The 20,220-nt window shown below is 65.0% G+C and carries 18 protein-coding genes; 7 read left to right on the plus strand and 11 right to left on the minus strand.

Annotated features, from left to right (window positions below; genetic code table 11):
- Positions 1-151: 151 nt before the first annotated feature.
- Positions 152-355 carry a putative motility protein gene (locus tag DOM33_RS03780; RefSeq protein ID WP_110665941.1) on the minus strand — a complete coding sequence of 68 codons (204 nt, stop codon included), beginning with the start codon at positions 353-355 and terminating at the stop codon, positions 152-154.
- 131 nt (positions 356-486) lie between these two features.
- Positions 487-2,070, minus strand: a complete 1,584-nt coding sequence (locus tag DOM33_RS03785) for a methyl-accepting chemotaxis protein (RefSeq protein ID WP_110665943.1) — start codon at positions 2,068-2,070, stop codon at positions 487-489.
- A gap of 198 nt (positions 2,071-2,268) precedes the next feature.
- Here DOM33_RS03785 and nfo point away from each other — a divergent pair, with 198 nt between their 5' ends.
- From nfo to aldA, 3 genes are all read left to right on the plus strand, one after another.
- A complete protein-coding gene (gene nfo / locus DOM33_RS03790; protein ID WP_110665945.1) occupies positions 2,269-3,123 on the plus strand; it encodes a deoxyribonuclease IV in 855 nt (284 codons plus the stop codon).
- A gap of 140 nt (positions 3,124-3,263) precedes the next feature.
- Entirely contained in the window at positions 3,264-3,551 is a 288-nt protein-coding gene (locus DOM33_RS03795; RefSeq protein WP_110665947.1) for a hypothetical protein, read from the plus strand.
- Positions 3,552-3,936: 385 nt separating this feature from the next.
- Positions 3,937-5,412, plus strand: a complete 1,476-nt coding sequence (gene aldA / locus DOM33_RS03800; protein WP_239495255.1) for an aldehyde dehydrogenase — start codon at positions 3,937-3,939, stop codon at positions 5,410-5,412.
- A gap of 125 nt (positions 5,413-5,537) precedes the next feature.
- Here the strand turns inward: aldA and pepN are convergent, their stop codons facing one another.
- Together pepN and DOM33_RS03810 are read right to left on the minus strand one after the other, a co-directional pair.
- Positions 5,538-8,189, minus strand: coding sequence for an aminopeptidase N (gene pepN, locus DOM33_RS03805; protein WP_110665950.1), 2,652 nt, complete (start codon positions 8,187-8,189; stop codon positions 5,538-5,540).
- A 275-nt stretch (positions 8,190-8,464) separates the two neighbouring features.
- Positions 8,465-8,878, minus strand: a complete 414-nt coding sequence (locus tag DOM33_RS03810; protein WP_239495256.1) for a YbaN family protein — start codon at positions 8,876-8,878, stop codon at positions 8,465-8,467.
- A 286-nt stretch (positions 8,879-9,164) separates the two neighbouring features.
- On the opposite strand from DOM33_RS03810, the gene DOM33_RS03815 reads away from it, so the two are divergent.
- Positions 9,165-9,962: a DODA-type extradiol aromatic ring-opening family dioxygenase gene (locus DOM33_RS03815; protein ID WP_110665953.1), complete on the plus strand. Its 798-nt coding sequence runs from the start codon at positions 9,165-9,167 to the stop codon at positions 9,960-9,962.
- Between the two features lie 140 nt (positions 9,963-10,102).
- On the opposite strand, the gene DOM33_RS03820 is transcribed toward DOM33_RS03815, so the two are convergent.
- Together DOM33_RS03820 and DOM33_RS03825 are read right to left on the minus strand one after the other, a co-directional pair.
- The gene (locus DOM33_RS03820; RefSeq protein ID WP_110665955.1) at positions 10,103-10,588 is read right to left on the minus strand and encodes a YajQ family cyclic di-GMP-binding protein; all 486 of its coding nucleotides are present in this window, start codon (positions 10,586-10,588) and stop codon (positions 10,103-10,105) included.
- Positions 10,589-10,631: 43 nt separating this feature from the next.
- Positions 10,632-11,114 (minus strand): GNAT family N-acetyltransferase, encoded by a 483-nt coding sequence (locus DOM33_RS03825; protein WP_110665957.1) that lies wholly within the window; start codon positions 11,112-11,114, stop codon positions 10,632-10,634.
- A 230-nt stretch (positions 11,115-11,344) separates the two neighbouring features.
- On the opposite strand from DOM33_RS03825, the gene DOM33_RS03830 reads away from it, so the two are divergent.
- Positions 11,345-12,895: a RimK family protein gene (locus DOM33_RS03830; protein ID WP_110665959.1), complete on the plus strand. Its 1,551-nt coding sequence runs from the start codon at positions 11,345-11,347 to the stop codon at positions 12,893-12,895.
- A gap of 17 nt (positions 12,896-12,912) precedes the next feature.
- On the opposite strand, the gene DOM33_RS03835 is transcribed toward DOM33_RS03830, so the two are convergent.
- The 5 genes from DOM33_RS03835 to DOM33_RS03855 all read right to left on the minus strand — a co-directional run bounded on the left by DOM33_RS03835 (position 12,913) and on the right by DOM33_RS03855 (position 17,244).
- Positions 12,913-13,767 (minus strand): DUF2797 domain-containing protein, encoded by an 855-nt coding sequence (locus DOM33_RS03835; protein ID WP_110665961.1) that lies wholly within the window; start codon positions 13,765-13,767, stop codon positions 12,913-12,915.
- 7 nt (positions 13,768-13,774) lie between these two features.
- Positions 13,775-14,041 carry a YeaC family protein gene (locus tag DOM33_RS03840; RefSeq protein WP_110665963.1) on the minus strand — a complete coding sequence of 89 codons (267 nt, stop codon included), beginning with the start codon at positions 14,039-14,041 and terminating at the stop codon, positions 13,775-13,777.
- An 81-nt stretch (positions 14,042-14,122) separates the two neighbouring features.
- On the minus strand, positions 14,123-14,974 hold the full coding sequence (locus tag DOM33_RS03845) for a rhomboid family intramembrane serine protease (protein WP_110665965.1): 852 nt from the start codon (positions 14,972-14,974) through the stop codon (positions 14,123-14,125).
- A gap of 433 nt (positions 14,975-15,407) precedes the next feature.
- Complete coding sequence (locus DOM33_RS03850) at positions 15,408-16,361, minus strand: metallophosphoesterase (RefSeq protein WP_110665967.1); 954 nt, start codon at positions 16,359-16,361, stop codon at positions 15,408-15,410.
- A 1-nt stretch (position 16,362) separates the two neighbouring features.
- Positions 16,363-17,244 carry an NAD(+) kinase gene (locus tag DOM33_RS03855; protein WP_110665969.1) on the minus strand — a complete coding sequence of 294 codons (882 nt, stop codon included), beginning with the start codon at positions 17,242-17,244 and terminating at the stop codon, positions 16,363-16,365.
- A 293-nt stretch (positions 17,245-17,537) separates the two neighbouring features.
- On the opposite strand from DOM33_RS03855, the gene DOM33_RS03860 reads away from it, so the two are divergent.
- Positions 17,538-17,903: a hypothetical protein gene (locus DOM33_RS03860; RefSeq protein WP_110665971.1), complete on the plus strand. Its 366-nt coding sequence runs from the start codon at positions 17,538-17,540 to the stop codon at positions 17,901-17,903.
- A 10-nt stretch (positions 17,904-17,913) separates the two neighbouring features.
- Positions 17,914-20,091 carry a pyrroloquinoline quinone-dependent dehydrogenase gene (locus tag DOM33_RS03865; protein WP_239495257.1) on the plus strand — a complete coding sequence of 726 codons (2,178 nt, stop codon included), beginning with the start codon at positions 17,914-17,916 and terminating at the stop codon, positions 20,089-20,091.
- Positions 20,092-20,220 lie beyond the last annotated feature (129 nt).

The following is a 20,220-nucleotide window of genomic DNA, read 5'->3' on the forward strand; positions in this document are numbered from 1 at the left end:
TCATCACGTCGGCCGTCCTGCCTCAAGACTGGCAATGGACAATGAAGGCCGTCGCGGATGAGGGAAGCCGTCGCGGGTGATCGAGCCCACCGCTGGGTGACAGCGAGCCGAGAGGCCCCCAGCGGGCAGACTACCCGAGGGAGCGAAAGGGTCAGGCGAAGGTATTGATCTGCGTGCCGAGCGACCCGGACGATGCCAGTGCGGGCTCCAGATCGATGGAGGAGAGCAGCTGATCCATGTGGGCGGCCTGGCCGTCCAAGGACTGTTTCAACAGGTTATTCTGCACCTCCTGACCTTGATTGAAACTCTGTAGCGCCAGCGCGTTACCGACTACCGCATTCACCGCAGTATCCATGGCGAAATCCTCGTTTCGATGGAAGAGGTATCGGGATCTTGGGATCCCGCTCTCGAATCATCGGCCGCCGACACGGCCGACTTGAATCCGCGGTAACGCCCAGGCCCCGCCGCGACATGACGCACCCGCGATCAGACAGCCGCGCAGGGGGTGCGCGCAGCCGACGCTTCGCTCTCGTTGCCCAGGCCCGCGTTCGCCGGGCGCTCGCTGGCAGCGCTCGGCGTCGCAAGAGAGGCGCGGCCAGCCCCGTCATTTGATGCCTGCGCGCGATCCCGCTCGAAGCCCAGTTCGAAGACCGCGAGCTTGGCCCGCAGAACCTGCGAGTGCTGTTGAAGCTGCGCCGCCGTCTGCGAGACGCACTCGACGAGCGCCCCGTTGTGCTGCGTGTCCTCCCCGATGCTGGCGACATCGCCGCTCACGCCGTCGAGATCCTGGCGCTGCTCGCGGCTGGCGATCGTGATCTCGTCGACGAGTGTCGCCAACGTACGCGCTCTGTGGAGGCTATCGCTCATGCTCCGCGCGACCTCTCCGGCTCTGTCGGTGCCGTCGAGAATCTGGCGTCGCGACATTTCGGTCTGCTCGCGAATCTCCCGGGACGCGCTGGCGCTGCGGTTCGCCAGATCCTGGACCTCGCCGGCGACCACGGCGAAACCACGCCCGCTTTCGCCGGCTCTGGCCGCTTCCACCGACGCGTTCAGCGCCAGAATGTTGGTCTGAAAGGCGATGCCGTCGATCACCTCGGTGATCTCCGAGATACGCAGCGACCCCTCCTCGAGTCGCTGCATGGCCTGGGTGAGCGCCGTCGAGAGCGCCTCCCCCGCCTCCGCGGCCTGCCCCGACTCGGCGGCTAGCGCGCTGGCACGACCGCTTCGCTCGCTGGTGTCGTGGACAGAGCGCCCCAGCGTGTCGAGCTTTTCCTGGGTACGCTCGAGCGCCGACTCCTGGCGCCGATTGCGACCGGCGAGTTCGTCATTGCCCTGGCGAAGCGTATCGCTGATTCGCGTGACTTCGCGCAGCGTTCCGCCGACGCCTCTCAGCGTTACGCGCACGGCCTGCATGGTGCGCTTGAAGTCGTTGCCCACGCGGCTTTGCATCGAGACATCGTCGAAACCCAGATCGAACGTCCCTTCGCGCCGCCCGATGTGCTGGCTCAATCGCGCGAGCTCCTCGCCGCTGATGGCGTCGCGCTCACTCTGCCTGGCCAGCAGTACGAGAATGGCGGTTTGCGCGACGACGTAAGCGGCGTGAATCAACACCATCGGTAGATAGGCGTGCAGATGCGACCCCGGCATCACGTAGACAGCCAGCCCCTGGCTCTGCAGATAGCAGAAGAGCAGGTGATGGACGCTGATGGTCACGGCCGCGGCGACCAGGGGACGCCAATCCCGGTAGGCCAGCAGCGCCGAGAGCAGCGCGAAGATGACGAAGTGCCCTTCGATCATTCCCAGCAGCAGATGGATCTGTAGTCCCGCATGCACCATGAGTCCGAAGGCGACCGCCAGTCGCGTGAACAGGTGCGTCGGCAGCCATCGCATCAGTAACACGGGCCCTAGCGTCGCCGGCAGGCCGACGATCAGCGCCGCCGCCCACAAGCTGTGAACCCCGGCCATGCCCAGCGTGGTCACGAACAGCGCCCCCAAGAGCCACCGCATGACGCGATTGGCCTTGAGATAGACGTCGCCGAGCAGCTCGCGCCGGAATGAAAGCGAAACCATGATGTTCCTCTCGTGCCGATGCCGCGTTCGGCGGCTTGTTGTTTTGAGATCGAGAACCCTAGCGGACGAGGTAAGTGCGCCCCCTAAGTTTACATCGGCACGGACTTTTCGATCCTTGAGCGCGCGAGGCCGGCACGTTACGACGCAAGAGAGCGCCGGCTGCTAGACTGAGCGCCGCCTTTACAAGTGGATCGTCAGATGAAAACCATCGGAGCGCACGTCAGCGCCGCAGGGGGCGTCGACCGGGCCATCGGCCGAGCCGTGGAGATCGGCGCCAACGCCTTCGCCCTGTTCACGAAGAACCAGCGTCAGTGGAACGCCAAGCCGCTCGAAGAGGCGACCATCGCCGCCTTCAAGGCCGCCTGCCGCGAGCACGGCTTCGGCCCGGGGCAGATCCTTCCCCACGACAGCTACCTGATCAATCTGGGGCATCCGGAGCGCGAAGGGCTGGAGAAATCCCGTGCCGCCTTCCTCGACGAGTGCCAGCGCTGCGAGCAGCTTGGGCTGGAGCTGCTCAACTTCCATCCGGGCAGCCACCTGCGCAAGATCAGCGAGCGCGACTGCCTGGCGCGAATCGCCGAGTCGATCAACGAGACCCACGCGGCGACCCGCAGCGTCGTGGCGGTGATCGAGAACACCGCCGGTCAGGGGTCGAACCTGGGGTTTCGTTTCGAGCAGCTTGCGGCAATCATCGAGCAGGTGGAGAACAAGGACCGCGTGGGTGCCTGCATCGATACCTGCCACGCCTTCGCCGCCGGCTACGACCTGCGCACCGCCGAGGACGCCGTGGCCATGCTCGACGGTTTCGAGTCGATCGTGGGTCGACGCTACCTGCGCGGCATGCACCTCAACGACGCCAAGAGCGAATTCGCCAGCCGCGTCGACCGACACCACAGCCTGGGTCAGGGCAATATCGGCCTTGCGGGCTTCGCCGCCCTGATGCGCGACGAGCGCACCGACGACATCCCGCTGATTCTCGAAACCGTCGACCCCGCCATCTGGGCCGACGAGATTCAGTGGCTGCGCGACCAGCAGCACGCCGAGGCACCTTAGCTCGGTTCGAAAAGGGCTTGGCGCCCGGGCGATCTCGCCGACGGGCGATCGACCGAGTCTGAAACGAGAGCGATAGCGGCCACCGCCAGGACGCGGTGGCCACCGAATCCGATGAATGCAAAGCGACAGGAACGCAAACCATGAACGACTTTTTCAACTGGCTCGGCGAAGCGATCGGCAACGTCATCCGCACGATCGTCGAGACGCTCAACGGCCTTTTCGGCGGACTGTGGGACTCCATGGACGGCTTCGTCGATGGTCTGACCGGCGCCCTCGGCATCAGTGACTCGCTTTTCAGTATCGCCGTGCTGGTCGTCGGCGTACTGCTGCTGATCAACGGCATCCGCGCCCTGGTGCGCGGCGGCGTGGTCGGCGGTGTCATCGGCTTACTGCTCGGCCTGCTGGTGCTGAGCTGGCTGATGCGCTGAGCTGAGCTGAGCACGATCGGCTCCGTCGCGGAACGCCCGCCGCGACGAAGCCCTCGGCGAGAGACACCCTCGCCTGTCCCCTCACATGCCTATACCGTCCCACGCCTACCACCTTCCCCGCCGCCCGTTCGCTCCTACCCCTCTCCTCGCGTCGAACGGCTCCTCGCCAGGCACGCGAGGCATCGCCACTCGAGAGGATATTCCCTCGTTTTCAAGACGTTCCGGCCGACAATCGACGACCCACTCACTTGCCAGCAACGCCATGCTCTACCACCTTTGTGGGGTCATCGATCGTCGATCGGATCGTGAGGTTCGAAACGTCGATCAACCACCGGCGCCGTCGTCGACGCCAGGCGAGGCGCCAGAGACCGCAAGGAGGCCACCCATGGCTGAATCGATGAAATCCCAACAGGAAGGCGTCGATCTCTACAACCAGTTCATCGACGGTGAATGGATCACCGGCGGCGGTGAGCCACTGGACGTGCACAATCCCGCCACCGGCGAGACCGTCGCCCGGGTGTCACTCGCCGACGAGGCGATGGCGGACCGCGCGCTGAAGGCCGCACAGGCCGCCTTTCCCGCCTGGTCGCGCAAGACCGCCGTCGAGCGCGCCGATCACCTCTACAAGCTGGTGGAACTGATCCAGGAGAACCGCGACCGGCTGGCACGCCTGATCACGACCGAACAGGGTAAGCCGCTCGTTGAATCCGACGCCGATGTGGGCATGTGCTGCGACCTGATCCGCTTCGCCGCGGAAAACACGCGCCGTCTCGAGGGCGACATCATCCCCGCCGACGACCCCGACGAGCAGATCTGGATACAGAAGGTGCCCCACGGCGTCGTGGTCGGCATCACCGCCTGGAACTTTCCGGCGGCGCTGGTCGGCCGCAAGCTCGGCCCGGCGCTGGCCGCGGGCAACACCATCGTGCTCAAGCCCTCCGAGGAGACGCCGCTGACGGCGCTGGAGCTCGTCGAGCTGGCGCGCCAGGCCGGCATTCCCAAGGGGGTGATCAACCTGATCAACGGTCGCGGTCGCGACGTCGGCAACCATCTCGTCACCAGTCCCATTACCCAGCTCGTGTCGATGACCGGCAGCGTGCGCGGCGGCCGCGAGATCAACAAGGCCGCCGCCGAGCATCTGAAGATCGTGCGGCTGGAACTCGGCGGCAAGGCGCCGTTCATCGTCATGGACGATGCCGAGCTCGACCCGGCCGTGGATGCCGCCATCGCCTCGCGCTTCAACAACTGCGGTCAGGTCTGCACCTGCAACGAACGCATGTACGTTCAGTCCGGCATCTTCGATAAGTTCCTCGAGCGCTTCCAGCAGCGCGTCGAGGCGCTCAAGGTCGGCAACCCGCTGACCGACAGCGACGTCGATATGGGGCCGAAGATCAACCGTGCCGAGCTCGACAAGATTCACGACATGGTCCAGCACGCGCAAAGCCAGGGCGCCGAGCTGCTCACCGGCGGCGAGCGTCTGACCGGCGGCGAGTACGACAAGGGCAACTATTACGCCCCGACGATTCTCACCGGCGTGAACAACGACATGGACATCATGAAGGAAGAGATCTTCGGACCGGTGGCGCCGGTGATGAAAGTCGAGAGCTTCGAGCAGGCGATGGAGTACGCCAACGCCTCCGAATACGGCCTCTCCGCCTACGTCTTCACCCAGAACGTCAAGCGGCTGATGGCGCTGACTCGCGAGCTCGACTTCGGCGAGATCTACGTCAACCGCGGCGGCGGCGAGTCCGTGCAGGGCTTCCACAAGGGCTATCGCAACAGCGGTCTCGGCGGTGAAGACGGCAAGTACGGGCTCGAAGCCTACGTCAAGAGCAAGACGATGTACGTGCATCACGGCTGATCCTGTCGCCACTGCCCGATGGCGTCCATTGGCCCGCCGTCCCGACGCCGGGCCGTGGTCATCGGCAAAACGGCAATAAAAAAGCCGCCCCGAGGGGCGGCTTTTCGTGTGCGGTCGCTCGTCGCTCAGGCATCCGCCAGCGCGCGCTCCACCATCTCGTAGACGTTGGGCGAAAGGTCCTCGGCGCGAATGCGCTCGAGCTCGGCCTTCATCAGCGCCTGACGCTCGTCATCGAAGCGCTGCCAGCGGGTGAGCGGCGTGATGATACGCGCGGCGATTTCCGGATTGAGCCGGTTGAGTTCGATCACCACGTCCGCCAGCAGTTTGTAGCCGGCACCGTCCGGGCGATGGAAGTTGACCCGGTTCTGGGCGAAAGCGCCGATCAGCGCACGCACCTTGTTGGGATTCTTCAACGAGAACAGCGGATGCTGCATTAGGAAACGCACGCGCTCGAGCACGTCCGCCTGCGGTCGCGTGACCTGGATCGAGAACCACTGATCCATCACCAGCGGGTCGTGCGCCCACTTCTCGCCGAAGCGCTTGAGCGCCGGCTCGGCGAGTTCGGTGCGGTCGCTGTGCGCCAGTAGCGTCAGCGCCGCCCGCACATCCGTCATGTTGCCGCCCTGCTCGAACTGCGTCTCGGCGAGTGCCGTGGCCTCGTCGTCGGCAATGCTCATCAGATAGGCGAGCGCCGTGTTCTTGAGCTTGCGCTGCGCAATCTGCTCAGGCGTAGGGGCGTAGGCTTCGTCGGACTGATTGTCGCGATAGATCTTGAGGAACTCCTCGCGCAGCTGCCAGGCGAGCGATTGACGCACGAACTCTCGCGCGGCGTGGATCGCATCGACGTCCACCACCGGCTGCTGCTCGGCGATGTAGGCCTCCGAGGGCAAGGTGAGCATCTCCGCCAGCACCGCCTTGTCGTCGGTAGGCTCGTTGAGCAGGCTACGGTAGGCGTCGACGAGCCGCGCATCCATCACCTTCTCGACCCCGTTGCGGTGCGCGGCGATGAGATCGTCCAGCGCCAGCAGGGTCAATCGCTGACCGGCATCCCAGCGATTGAAGCCGTCGCTGTCGTGGGTCAGCAGGAAGGCGAGCTCTTCGCGGGAGTACGGGTAGCGCAGCTTCACCGGCGCAGAGAAACCCCGCAGTAGCGACGGCACCGGCGCCTCCTCGACGTCGCTGAAGACGAAGGTCTGCTCGGCCTTACGCAGATGGATCACCGCATCCTTGCCCAGCGTTTCGCTCTCGCCCTCCTCGTTTTGCAGTTTCAGCGTCAGGTCGTGACCGGATTTGGTGCCGACCAGCCCCAGACGTATCGGGATGTGCAGCGCCTGCTTCTCGCTCTGTCCGGGGGTGGCCGGGGTGCGCTGGGCCAGTCGCAGTCGATACTCCCCGGTGACGTAGTCGTACTCGCCGTGCGCGTCGATCTCCGGCGTCCCCGCCTGCGAGTACCAGCGCAGGAACTGGGTCAGATCCAGCCCCGAGACTTCCGCCATGCAGTCGACGAAGTCCTCGATGGTCACCGCCTGGCCATCGAACCGGGAGAAGTAGAGATCGCTGCCGCGACGGAACTCTTCCCAGCCGAGCAGGTGGCGCAGCATGCGCACGACTTCCGCGCCCTTCTCATAGATGGTCAGAGTGTAGAAATTCGAGATCTCGATGTAGTGATCGGGCCGAATCGGGTGGGCGGTCGGGCCGGCATCTTCGGCGAACTGCGCCGTGCGGAAGAGGGCAACGTCCTCGATCCGTTTGACCGGGGCCGAATTGACGTCGGCGGAGAAGGTCTGGTCGCGAAAGACGGTGAAGCCCTCTTTCAGCGAGAGCTGGAACCAATCGCGACAGGTGACGCGGTTGCCGGACCAGTTGTGGAAGTACTCGTGGGCGACGATCCCTTCGACGCGCTGGAAGGCGGCGTCGGTGGCGGTCTGCGGGTGGGTCAGCACCGCCGCCGAGTTGAAGATGTTGAGCCCCTTGTTCTCCATCGCCCCCATGTTGAAGTCGTTGACGGCGACGATCATGAAGCGGTCGAGATCGTATTCCCGGCCGTAGGTCTCTTCGTCCCACGCCATCGAGCGCTTGAGCGAGGCCATGGCGTGCTCGGTCTTGTCGAGATTCTCCCGCTCGACCCAGATCTGCAGCAGCACCTCGCGTCCGCTCGTCGTGGTGTAGTGGTCTTCGACCTTCTCCAACGAACCGGCGACCAGCGCGAACAGATAGCTGGGTTTGGGGTGCGGATCTTCCCAGGTCACGAAATGGCGTTCATTGGGCAGCTCGCCCCGCTCGACCGGATTGCCGTTGGAGAGCAGCACCGGAAGCGTCTCTTGATCACCGATCACGGTGGTCGAAAACGTCGCCATGACGTCGGGGCGATCGGGATAGAAGGTGATGCGCCGGAACCCCTCGGGCTCGCATTGGGTGCAGAACATGCCGTTGGAACGGTAGAGCCCTTCGAGCGCGGTATTGGCGTCGGGGTCGATCTCGACCTCGGTATCCAGCCGGAAGCGCTCGGGCACCGTCGTCACGCTGAGCCCCCTGTCGCTGGTGGTGTACTCGTCCGGCGAGAGCGCCTGGCCGTCGATGGCGATGGCGAGCAGTCGCAGCCCGTCGCCGTCGAGCTCCAGCGGCGCATCGGCGCTGGCTTCGGGGTGACGCTCCATGTGCAGTCGCGCCTTGACCCGAGTCGCCGAGGGATGAAGATCGAACGTGAGCTCGGTGTGACTCACGCGAAAGGCCGGCGGCCGATAGTTCTCGAGGTAGGTCGCTTGCATTGCCGACATGAAGACGCTCCTTGTGGAATGAGAGTCGAACCCGTGAGATGACGTCGGGTTCTCGATCGTCACTCATTCTACCCGCCCGGCGGGATCGATATCGAACGTGCGCGCGACGCACCGCTTGGCTGACTGCGCCATCGCCGCGCTATCGACTCGAGATCAGGATGCCGGGCAAGGCAGGATGCCGGCGGCAAGGCGCGTGAGCGTCGGGTCACGATTGTCGTGGCAGCAGGCGCCACGGTACGCCTCGGCGGGTCGTAGAACGCTGACGGCGCCGCGAGTCAGCGGCGCTCGGCGGAGGAGTCGTCGGACCAGAGTTGGCGTACGGGGCAGTTCAGGCTGGGCAGCGGACGGGTCACGATCCAGACCGCCAGCAGCGAAAGTCCGACGATCAGGGCGATCTTCAGTACGAGTAGAGAGACGGTGAACGCGATGATCAGACAGGAGACGCTGAGCATGCAGACCGCCATGATCTTGGCATGTTTGGGGATCGCGCGTTCGCGCTCCCAGGACTGGATCGGCGGGCCGAAGCGCGGATGGTTGCGAATCCAGCTGGCAAACCGGGGCGAGCCCCGCGAGGCGAGCCACACCGCCGCGAGCATGAAGCACGTCGTCGGCATCACCGGCAGAAACAGACCGATGAACCCCAGGGCAAAGCTGATGCCGGCCAATGTGACATACATGGCATTGCGCATGCCGATCTCCCGGACGAGTGACGTTGCCACTGCTTCATGAAAGAGCCACCGCTTCATGAAAGAGGTGAAACGGAAAGGGGTGAAGCATTTGGTCTGTGAGTGTAAACCACCGCGAGGCGTGCGCTCCAATCCCGCCGGTGCCCGCCGTCGAGCGAAGACACTCGGCGGACGACGAGAGCGACAGACATCGTCTCCCATTCGGAAAAGGTCCATTCGCCGTGCGCTCGCTGGTGCCAGGCCCGGCGAGGCGTAGACTGGCGCCCATCGATACGCCGAGGAGCGCGACATGCCTTCACGCAAGGTTCTCTATCTCTCACACGGCTCGCCCGACCTCACGCTGAGCGAGCATCCCGCCAGAGCGTTTCTGCAGACGCTGGGCCAGCGCCTGCCCAGGCCGCGTGGCGCGCTGGTGATCTCGGCGCACTACGAAACCGCCGGTCTGACGCTCGGCAGCGCCGAGCGGCCTCGGACCTGGCACGACTTCCATGGCTTCCCAAACGCTCTCTACGCGCTGCAGTATCCGGCGCCGGGATTGTCCGGCCTGGCCCGTGAGCTTGCAGACGATCTTGCCGCCAACGACGTTGACACGCGCCTCGATCCCGAACGGCCGCTGGATCACGGCATCTGGTCGCCCCTGTCGCTGCTCTGGCCCGAGGCCGACGTGCCGCTGATACCGGTCAGCGTTCCCATGCGGCTCGACAATGCCAGACGTCTCGACATCGCCGACGCCCTCGGGCGCTGGGCCGAGTCTCACGACATGATGCTGATCGGCTCCGGCGCGGCGACCCACAACCTCGGCGACCGGCACGCGGCACATGATGCCCCGGATGAATGGGCGCAAGACTTCCACGCCTGGACGATCGACGTCGCCGCCCGGGGCGATCTCGACTCGATGCGCCACTGGGAGCAGATGGCCCCCCGCGCACGCTACGCCCACCCCACCCCCGAACACTTTCTGCCGCTGCTGATGAGCGTGGGGGCCATGGCCGGCGCGCCGCTCATCGCCCTTCACGAGAGCTTCATGTACGGCAATCTGAGCATGCTGGCGCTGGGCAGCGAGGCACTGGAGATCGACGTCGCCTGATGCGCTGCCGGGACGAGGGCGCGACGGTATCGTCTCGGCCGGACGTCGCGGTGGCCGCGGCTTACGTCACGTCCGTGTCGGGTCGCTTCCCGTCAGTGCCGGAGCGCTTCACGAACGCCCCGGATCGCTCCTCAGCCGTTTCAGTCGCGAAAGTTGTCGTACTGTAGCGCCAGGTTGGGCCCGGACTCGCCCTTCAGCAGCGCGATGGCCTGCTGCAGGTCGTCCCGCTTCTTGCCGCTCACTCGCACCTTGTCGCCCTGGATCGCCGGCTGGACCTTGAGCTTGGCGTCCTTGAGCTGCTTGACGATCGCCTTGGCGTCGGCCTGATCGAGGCCCTGCTTGAGCTTGACCTGCTGGCGCGCCTTCACACCCGAGGTCTCGGCGTCTTCGATCTCCATGCAGCGCGCATCGATACCGCGTGAGATGAGCTTGGCACGCAGCACGTCGATCATCTGCTGAAGCTGGAACTCAGCGTCCGCCTGCAGCGAGACGGTGTCGCCTTCGAGGGTGAAGCTGGCATCCACGCCGCGAAAGTCGAAGCGCGTCTGGATCTCGCGGTTGGCCTGGTCGACCGCATTGGTCGCTTCGTGGCGGTCGAATTCGGAAACGATATCGAAAGAGGGCATTGGCAGTCTCCCGTCGCCCGCGCCGACGCGCGGGGACGACGTATCAGGATGGGGTAACGGATTCGTCCGGCGTGTCGTCGAGCAGCTTGTCCATGCGCCACGCCGCACAGCCGTCTTCGTAGTAGTCGTCGAGCCAGCGGTGCGCCACGTAGCCGGTGCGGCGGTAGAGGCCCATGGCGACGCGATTGTCGGCGCGGACCTCGAGCAGTAGACGGCCCGCGCCGTGCGCGATCGCCGTCTGCTCGATCGCTTCCAAGAGCCGCCGCCCCAGTCCCATGCCGCGGCGCGCCGGATCGACGCAGAACGAGTAGAGCCGTGCCGTGGCGCTGTTGCGCCGAAACAGCAGCGTGGCGTAGCCGATCACCGCCTCATGCTCGTCGATGGCGACCAGCGTGGCCGCGTTGGCTCGCGTCAGCAGGTGGCCCAGCTGGCGCCGGTTGAACCGGTCACCCTCGAAGGCGCGCGATTCCAGCGCAAGCAGTGCATCGCGATCGGTGGACAGACCTTGTCGCAAGGTGAAGGACATGGGAACTCGCTGGACTGATCGATGATGAAGCCACGGCATCGGCGCCGGCTAGAGACGGGCCGCGGCGCGCAATCTCAATGCGCCCTGGCGGCCCTCGGCTCGACCCGAGGCGGGATGAAATTATTTCACGCAGAAGGCGACTTGTCGCTCTTCGTCAGTCGTCGCATTCTTGCGCCTTGTCTCAACGGCCGCGTCGAGGTCGTCCGAATTCGAAAAGGAGTCACCGCAACATGTCCCGTTTGTGCATCGTGGTCGACCGGCTGTCCGACTGGGCGCCCTACTATCCGTCGGACGATCTCATCACCGCCGAGGATTTTCTCGCCCTCGATGGCGCGGCGGCGCCAATCGATGCCACCCACGTCATCAATCTCTGCGCCGATCTGGCCTATCTCGAGACGGGCTACTACGTCTCGCTGCTGGCCGAGGCCCGCCGCCAGCGCGCCCTGCCCAGCGTGGAGACGCTCAACCAGCTCTCGCGCCAGGCCTTGATCGACCTGCAGCTGGCGGCGATCGAGCCGTTGCTGCAGGAGCTGGATCGCCGCGGGGCGTTACCCGGCGAGACGCTGACGTTCCGAGCCGTGTTCGGCGAGTGCCGCGACCCGGCGCTGGCGAGGCTCGCTCGCCGGCTGTTCGAGCGCCTGCCGCACCCGGTGCTCGAAGCGACATTGGAAAAGCGACACGGCAGCTGGCATCTCACCGCCCTGGCGCCGCTGGGAATCGGCGCGCTCGCCGAGAGCGAGCAGGATCTCTTTGCCACCGCGCTCAACCGGCACTCGACCAAGGTGTGGCGGACGCCTCGTGCCCGGCGGCGCTATCGCTTCGATCTGGCGATTCTGGTCGATCACGAAGAGGCGCTGCCCCCGAGCAACAAGGTCGCACTGCGACAGTTCATTCGCGCCGGTCGCCGGCTGGGCATCGACGTCAACCTGATCACCCACCGCGACGCCGGCCGTCTGGCAGAGTTCGACGCCCTGTTCATCCGCGAAACCACGCGGCTCGACCATCACACCTACCGCATGGCGAAACAGGCGGAGCACGAGGGGCTGGTGGTCATCGACGACCCGCAGTCGATCCTGCGCTGCACCAACAAGATCTACCTGCACGCCCTGCTCGGCTCTCACCGAATACCCGCGCCGCGAGGCCAGCTCCTGCATCGCCGAGACATGGCGAATCTCGATGCGCGACTCGCCACCCTCGACTATCCGCTGGTACTCAAGGTGCCGGATGGCGCCTTCTCCAAGGGGGTGGTCAAGATACGCTCCCGCGAGGAGCTCGAGGCCGAGGCGCCGAAGCTGTTCGAATCTTCCGCGCTGCTGCTGCTGCAGGAGTGGCTGCCCACCGACTTCGACTGGCGCATCGGCGTGCTCGACGGCGAGGTGCTCTTCGCCAGCCGCTACTTCATGGCTCGCGGTCACTGGCAGATCTACGATCACTCCAGCGGCAAGACTCGCAGCGGAGGATTCACCACCCATGATCCCGCCGATGTACCGCCGGCAGTGGTCAAGGCGGCGCTGCGGGCCACCCGGCTCATCGGCAACGGCCTTTACGGGGTCGATCTCAAGCAGATCGGCGAGCGCGTGGTGGTCATCGAGGTCAACGACAACCCCAATCTCGATGCGGGAGTGGAGGATCTGGTATTGCGCGATGCGCTCTACACGCGAGTGATGAGCGTCTTTCTCAAGCGCATGGAGCGCCAGCTCGAACCGGGACGCGGCGAGACCGGGCAGAACCCGGTACCGGCACGCGCCCTGGAAAGAACCGCGCCCGGCATCGAGCGTTAGGAGAGCCTGGGTCGGCGCTAGGCGGCGTCGACCTCGACTCGGTAGCCGGCGAACTTGCGCAGGTTGATCACGCCGGTATCGAGGATCAGGTACTGGCCCTTGATCGCCATCAGCGTGCCCTCGACGAGCGGCTGCTTGTCGAAGTTGAACGAGACGATCTTGCGCGGCCAGGCGAGCGACGGGTAGTCGATCGATACCGCCGCGGCGTCCAACGCCTGGATGGCATCATCACCGAAGCGCTGCCGCAAGCCGTCGAGTTCATCGCCGACCGCCGTCAGTAGCCGGTCGCGCTCGGCGTGAAGCGCCAGCGGTGTCACCTCGTGCTTGAGCATCGCGCGCCAGTTGGTGCGATCGGACACGTGGGGTTTGAACAGGGTCTCCACCAAGCCCGACTGCTGACGCGTCGCTACCTCCAGAATGGGCAGCGCCTGGATCGCGCCCTGGTCGAGCCAGCGCCCGGGGGTGTTGGTGCCGCGAGTGATGCCGACCTTGAGCCCCGAGGCGTTGGCCAGATAGACGATATGCGGTCGAAAGCAGTGGCGCTCGCCCCACTCGGGTTCGCGGCAGGTGCCCTGGAAGTAGTGACAGGTTTCCGGGCGCACGATACACAGATCGCAGCTGGCCAACCGGGTGAAGCAGGGGTAACAGTGCCCCTGGGCGAAACTCTTGCGCGTCTTGCGGCCGCAGTGGACACAGTGGATCTCGCCCAGGTGGCGAAGTCGCAGACGTTCGCCCAGGCGAGCATTGAGCGAAAGCGTCGCGTCACCCGCCCTGAGGCGATACTCCGCCACGCCGGCGGGCGGCAGATGGATATCCAGCTTACGCAGCGAGCCTTCGATCGCTGCTGTGTCGGACGAGATCAAGTCCGCCATGGAGAGCTCAGTTGATCCATTTGATGGCGGCTTCCTCGGCGGACGACGCATCACCCGAGGCACACTCGTTGCGCTCGAGATACCCCACCCGCTCCTCGGCCGGCACGTCGTGAATCATCTCGTACTTGATCACGGCTTCCATGCAGAGCTCGGTCTGCTCGTCGCTCAGCCGCCGTCCGTCGGGCCACTTGCGCAGCTGGATCGCCTGCTTGAAGCTCGTATACATCTCAGCGGTCATCTGCGCGACCATCTGGTCGAAACTCTTCTCGTTCATTGCCGTTCTCCTCTTCGTCTCTTCGGGCACCGATGCGCCCGCAACGTCGCCACTCGGCGATTGGACTCGTCGCTCGTCGGCTCAGCGCTGTCGGTCGGTCACGCAACGGCTGGCGATCGCGGCGATGACCAGGCCCACCAGCAGACCGCCCAGATGCGCCTCGTTGGCGACGTTGCCGAAACCGACCGATCCCGCCATGTCCGTCATCGTGAAGACCATCCAGATCAGCATGAAGACCACCAGCATCTGCGGCACGAAGTAACCGCTCCCCGGCCGCAGCCGAGAGAGTAGCCAGACATAGCCGAGAAGCGCGTAGTCGACGCCGGACATGCCGCCGAAAAGCACCGTGCCGGTGGCGTACTGCGCCAGATTGGACCCGATTGCCGCGACCAGCACGATCGGTGCCAGCCAGCGCCGCCCCTGGATCGCCTCGATCTGACGACCGAAGTACCAGAGCCAGAGCATGTTGAATACGATGTGCATCCAGCCAAAGTGCAGCAGTACCGGCGTCACCAGCCGCCACAGCTGCCCGCTGGCGAGCGTGTGTTCGAGATTGCCCGCCATCAGGCGGTCGCCGACGATCTCGAGCGGCACGATGCTCAAGGCCCGAACGATCGCGTCGTCGAGCGCTCCCATGGCAAAGAATATCAGCGTGCACACCGCGATGAGCGAGGCCGTCAGCGGCGCCTGCGCGAAGGCATGCCCCGTGACACCTTTACCTCGTCGAGGCTTGGCGGGTGCCGCGGTCTCGAGCTCGCCGCGATGCCACAGCTCGATCAAGCGAGCCGCCGCGTCGCGCTGCTCAGGATCGGCCAGCCAGACGATCTGCTGATCGTCCTGCTGCGTCACGCGGTGGCCGATCCGATGCGCCCAGAGCGTCTGGCGCAGGGTATGCGTGTCGAGATCCTTCGGCACGGCGAGAAGCTTGTACATAGTGAAGACGGCCCGTTGACTCGATGACGGCCGGTCGACGATTCACGCATCGGCCAGCGCGAACATTCTACATGAGCGACTCAGGACGTCGCGCCGAGCGGCCGACGGTTTGACGCCGCCCCGTTCGGTCCTGGCGTTGATGACGTTCGGCCCGGGCGTTGATGACATTCGATCGAGAAACGCATCGCCCATCGCGTCCACGAGCGATCCGGACGAGGGAGAAATCCGTCGCAGGTGACGTAGAAAAGAAAAATCCGGCGGGAGGGCCGCCGGATAAGAGCAAGGGATCATTCAAGGGAACACTTAATCTGATGGCCTGACGCTGCGAGAGTTCCGCTGGGCGGCAAAAAAATCGGGATTATTTTTCCGTGAACCGACATTGCCTTGGCAGACAGAAGCTTAACCGCCGACCGATGCGGATTCCATGGAGCGATCAGGCACCACCCGCAGCGATCGTTTGCGGCTCCACCCGGGTCCAGACGAACCGATCCGCGGTCAACGACGTTTCCCCCGACCAGCGATACGCCACCAGCCGACCGGCATCGATCGCGCTGTAGTCGAGACAGGCGATATTGTCGCGAACCACCGCCGGCACGCCGCGGCACCAGTAGTGGCCAACGAACAGCGGCGGTGCCTCCTCCGGATACCAGACCAGACGCTCGCGCTCGGCTGCGTCCAGCACTCGTCCTTCCAGCACGTCGGGAAGCGAATCGGGTTGAAAGACGACGTCCCCATAGGTATGCGGACGTTCACACCAGAAGTGCGTACGAAAGGCGCGCCGATCGACACCGTTCGCCGAGCGAATGGTCATGCCGTCGGGCAGTGCCAGCTGCACCCCACGCGTGAGCACGTCGAGCACCCGATGCTCGAAACTGCCCCGCACGCTGGCTTCGGCGAGAAACGCCGCATCGATACGGCCGTTCGGACAGCGTCGACGAAAGGCATCGATCAGCGACTCGTCCCAGCAGGCGTGGACTACCCGGAGTCCATCGAGCTCCAGGCACAGCGGCAGCTCCCGGAACCAGGCAAGCGTCTCCCGCCACTCCCGGGGGTGGTCACGAAACTGCTCGTGCGTACGCCGCATGATCCGGCTCGGAGGCGAGCCAGGGGCTCGCTCGGCGCTGACGATGGCGTTGACCTCGTGGTTGCCCATGACGATGTGCGCTTCGCCGGCATCCACCATGCGGCGAGCGATCGAGACCGCCAGACGGATGCTCGGCCCGCGATCGATGAGATCCCCCAGAAAGATCACCCGCCGTCGCGGATGACGGTAGACGCCATGCACCTCGGCATAGCCGAGCTTGTCGAGCAGCGCGGCAAGCGTTCGACCGCAGCCGTGGACGTCACCGATCAGATCGTAGCCTTCGAGCCCCGTCGGCATGCTCATGTCAGTCTCCCAGCCTGCTGCTCCAGCCGAGCTTGGAGCGGCACGCCTCGAAGAAACTGTGGCCGCGGGGATGGATCAGTGTGAGTCGTTGCGCCTTGCGCCGAACGTGGAGAATGTCACCGGGCTTGCAGACGACGCGAGTCTGTCCGTCGCAGCTGACATGGGGGTAGGCCTGATTGATGTCCCCGATGTGGACACGAATTTCGCTTGCCGCATCGATGACGATGGGGCGGCTCGACAGGGTATGCGGGAAGATCGGCACCAGCGTGATCGCCTCGAGCCCGGGATGGACGATCGGCCCGCCCCCGGAGAGCGCATAGGCAGTGGAGCCGGTGGGGGTCGACATGATCAGCCCGTCGGAGCGCTGGGAGTAGACGAAGCGGTCGTCGATGAAGAGTTCGAACTCGATCATTCGCGCGGCCTTGCCGGGATGGACCACCACGTCGTTGAGCCCCGAGCCGGAGCCGATCAGACGCTCGCCGCGGTAGAGTTCGGCGTCGAGCAGAAAGCGTCGCTCGGAATCGTATTCGCCATCCAGCACTTCGCCGACTTTCTGCTCGACTTCATCCGGGGCGATGTCGGTGAGAAAGCCCAGCCGGCCGCGGTTGATACCCAGAACCGGCGTCGCGCTATGACACAGCGTTCGCGCCGCGCCCAGCAGGCTGCCGTCGCCACCGACGACGACGACGAGATCGCAGAGCGTACCGAGCTCCTTGCGCTTGGCTTCGCGAAAGCCATGCTCCCCCATCAGCGCCGCGGTGCGATCCTCGATCACCACTGCCAGACCGCGCCGTGTGAGAAACGTGACCACACGCGTGAGCGTTTCGACCGCTTTATCGCTGCCCAACCGGCCGATGAGACCGACGGTATTGAAGACTTCCATGCAAGGACTCTCTGGCCGCGTGACGACGGATGATTATGGGCGTCGGGCGCGGGTGCGGCAAACCCGGCAGCGGTGGCCCACAGCGTGCTAACGGTTCGTCGAAAGTGTTAGAATCACCTACGCTTTTGAGTGAACAGCAGAGTCATTTCGGGTGAGCGCCCTGGGTTGGGCGCTCACCCGCGTGCGTCGTCGTCATGGAGGGCATACCTCGACGCCGGTCATCGGCTGTCGCTGAAAACGAATCAGAACCGCCACGCACTCAAAACCGCTTTACCTAGGGAGATTACAGGGCCATGTCGCAAACCCCATCGCGCCGACTGGGAGCGATCGTACTGTTCGTCGCCTCGCTCGTCGGATTCGCCATCGCACTCTACGCCTATCTGACCCCGCTGACCGGCGTCAACGGTTCGCTCGGGGCGCTTGTCGTCACGCTCGCCTGTTTGCTGCTCGCGCTGCTGGCGCTGGTACTCGCCGCCGCCAAGGGTCGCGGCGGCCGCGTCGTCTGCCGCGTGCTGATTCTTGCCGGACTCGCCGGCACCGGCTTTGCCGCTCTGCTCCTTCACCAGTGGTGGATCACCGTCGCCATGATCGTCGGCCTGATCGGACTCGTCATCGACATGAATCGTCCGACCGCCTCGCATCGTCATGCGCATTCATAAGGAACTCTTCATGCCGACACCGATATCAACCGCCCAGCGCCTCGGCACCGCCGCCGCGCTCGCGCTATGCCTGACACCGGGCGTGGTCCATGCCCAAGCACAGTCCACCGATACCGACGACGCCGCCCAGCCGGCGCAGTCTTCCGCCGAGTCATCGAATCGCGGGACGCAGGTCGCCGATACCGCTCGCGTTGACGATGCGCAAAGCGATGCCGGTCAGGGTGATGCCAGCCAGGGTGACACCGATCAGGACGATGCCAACGACGACACGTCCGACCCGCAAGATCGCGACACGGCGTCGTCGAACGAGCCGCCGATTCCTCTGGTGCCGAACTCCACCGACTGGACCAGCTTTCACGGTCAGTTGAACGCCCAGAAATACAGCCCGCTGGATCAGATCAACGTCGATAACGTGGGTGATCTGGAGAAGGTCTGGGAAGTCCACACCGGCGATCTTTCCGACGGGTCGGGCGATCTCCCCGCGACGGTATGGTCCTCCACTCCGGTATTCGCCAACGACACGCTCTACATCGGCACGCCCTTCTATCGGCTGATCGCCTACAACCCGGCGACCGGCGAAGAGAAGTGGAGCTTCGATACCCAGTCCAGCAAGGAAGCGCTGACGCAGCCGGTGCTCAAGAACCGTGGCGTCGCCTACTGGGAAGCCGATGAGCCGGTCGAAGGCGAGTCGTGCCAGAAGATCGTCTACATGGGCACCATGGACGCGCAGCTCTTCGCCCTCGACGCCGACAGCGGTGAACTCTGCAAGGACTTCGCCGACAACGGCGTGCTCAACGTCGATCAGTGGAACACCGTCAATCCCAAGTACCCGCTGTCGCTGCTGCAGCCGCCGACCATCGTGGGCGACCACGTGATCTTCGGCTGGGCCGGTAAGGACTGGGCCTATCAGGAAGCGCCCCCGGGTACCGTGTTCTCGATCAATGCCCGCACCGGCGAGCGCGAATGGACCTTCGAGGCCATTCCCGACGGCATCCGCGAGCAGAGCGGCACGGCCAACGTCTGGACGCACATGTCGGCCGATGAAGAGAACAACCTGATCTATCTGCCGGTCTCCTCGCCGTCGCCCAACTACTGGGGCGGCAACCGCAAGGAAGAAGTACCGCTGGGAACTTCCACCACGGCGCTCGACGTCGATACCGGTGAAGTCGTCTGGTCACGCCAGTGGGTTCACCACGATATCTGGGACTACGACATCAACGCTGCGCCCACGCTGATGGACATCACCGTTGACGGCGAAGAAGTGCCGGCGCTGATTCAGGCAACCAAGATGGGCTTTCTGTTCGTGGTCAACCGCCTGACCGGCGAAGACGTCTGGCCGATCGAGGAGCGCCCGGTACCGGGCGGCGACGGCAGCGTCGAAGGCGAATACTACGCGCCGACCCAGCCCTTCCCGACCAAGCCGGCACCGCTGCTCGACCAGTCCGAGAAGCCGAAGATCTGGGCTCTGGCCGATGCCGTCGGCGGCGGCCAGTGCTCGGCGCTGTGGGACGATCTCTGGTACGAAGGGATGTACACCCCGCCGACGACCCAGGGCGAGGGCACGCTAACCTTCCCGGACAGCGCCGGTGGCGTCCAGTGGGGCGGCGTGGCGTTCGATCCCGAGAGCCAGACCGCGATCGTCAACGTCTCTCACATCGTGCAGACGCTCAAGCTCTACAACCGCGAAGACTACGAGGAAGCCAACAACGGCTCCGGTAATGAAAGCGGTTTCGCGCCGCAGGAAGGCGCCCCTTACGGCATGCGTCTGGAAGTCGCCTCCAACTGGCTCGGCATGCCGTGCTGGGAGCCGCCGTTCGGTGAGATCGTCGCCCTCGACATGCACACCGGCGACGTCAAGTGGCGCAAGCCGGTCGGCGCCTCTCAGCAGTTCGGCTTCTTCATGCCGGAGCGCTGGGGCTCGCCCACCATCGGCGGCCCGGCAGTCACCGCCGGCGGTGTCGTCTTCATCGGCGCCTCGATGGATGCCAAGGTTCGCGCCTTCTCGCTGGAGAGCGGCGACGAGCTGTGGTCCGACCAGACCATGGCCCCGGTCGTGGCCAACCCGTCGGTCTACGAATACGAAGGGCGTCAGTACGTAGCCTTCGTGTCGGGCGGCAACACCATCCTCAAGGACCAAGTCGGTGACCAGCTGGTCGTCTATGCGCTGCCGGAAGACGACGACGAGTAAGCGTCGCAGCACATAGCAACGCCAAGTCGTAAGACGATGACGGGGCGGGCCTCAGGGCTCGCCCCGTTTTTCGTCGTGACACGGCCATCGCCACCGGCGAGACGCCTTCCGGCGCGGTGCAATTAATAG

Origin of the sequence: Salinicola halophilus (assembly GCF_003206155.1) — a bacterium.
Taxonomy (GTDB): Bacteria; Pseudomonadota; Gammaproteobacteria; order Pseudomonadales; family Halomonadaceae; genus Salinicola; species Salinicola halophilus.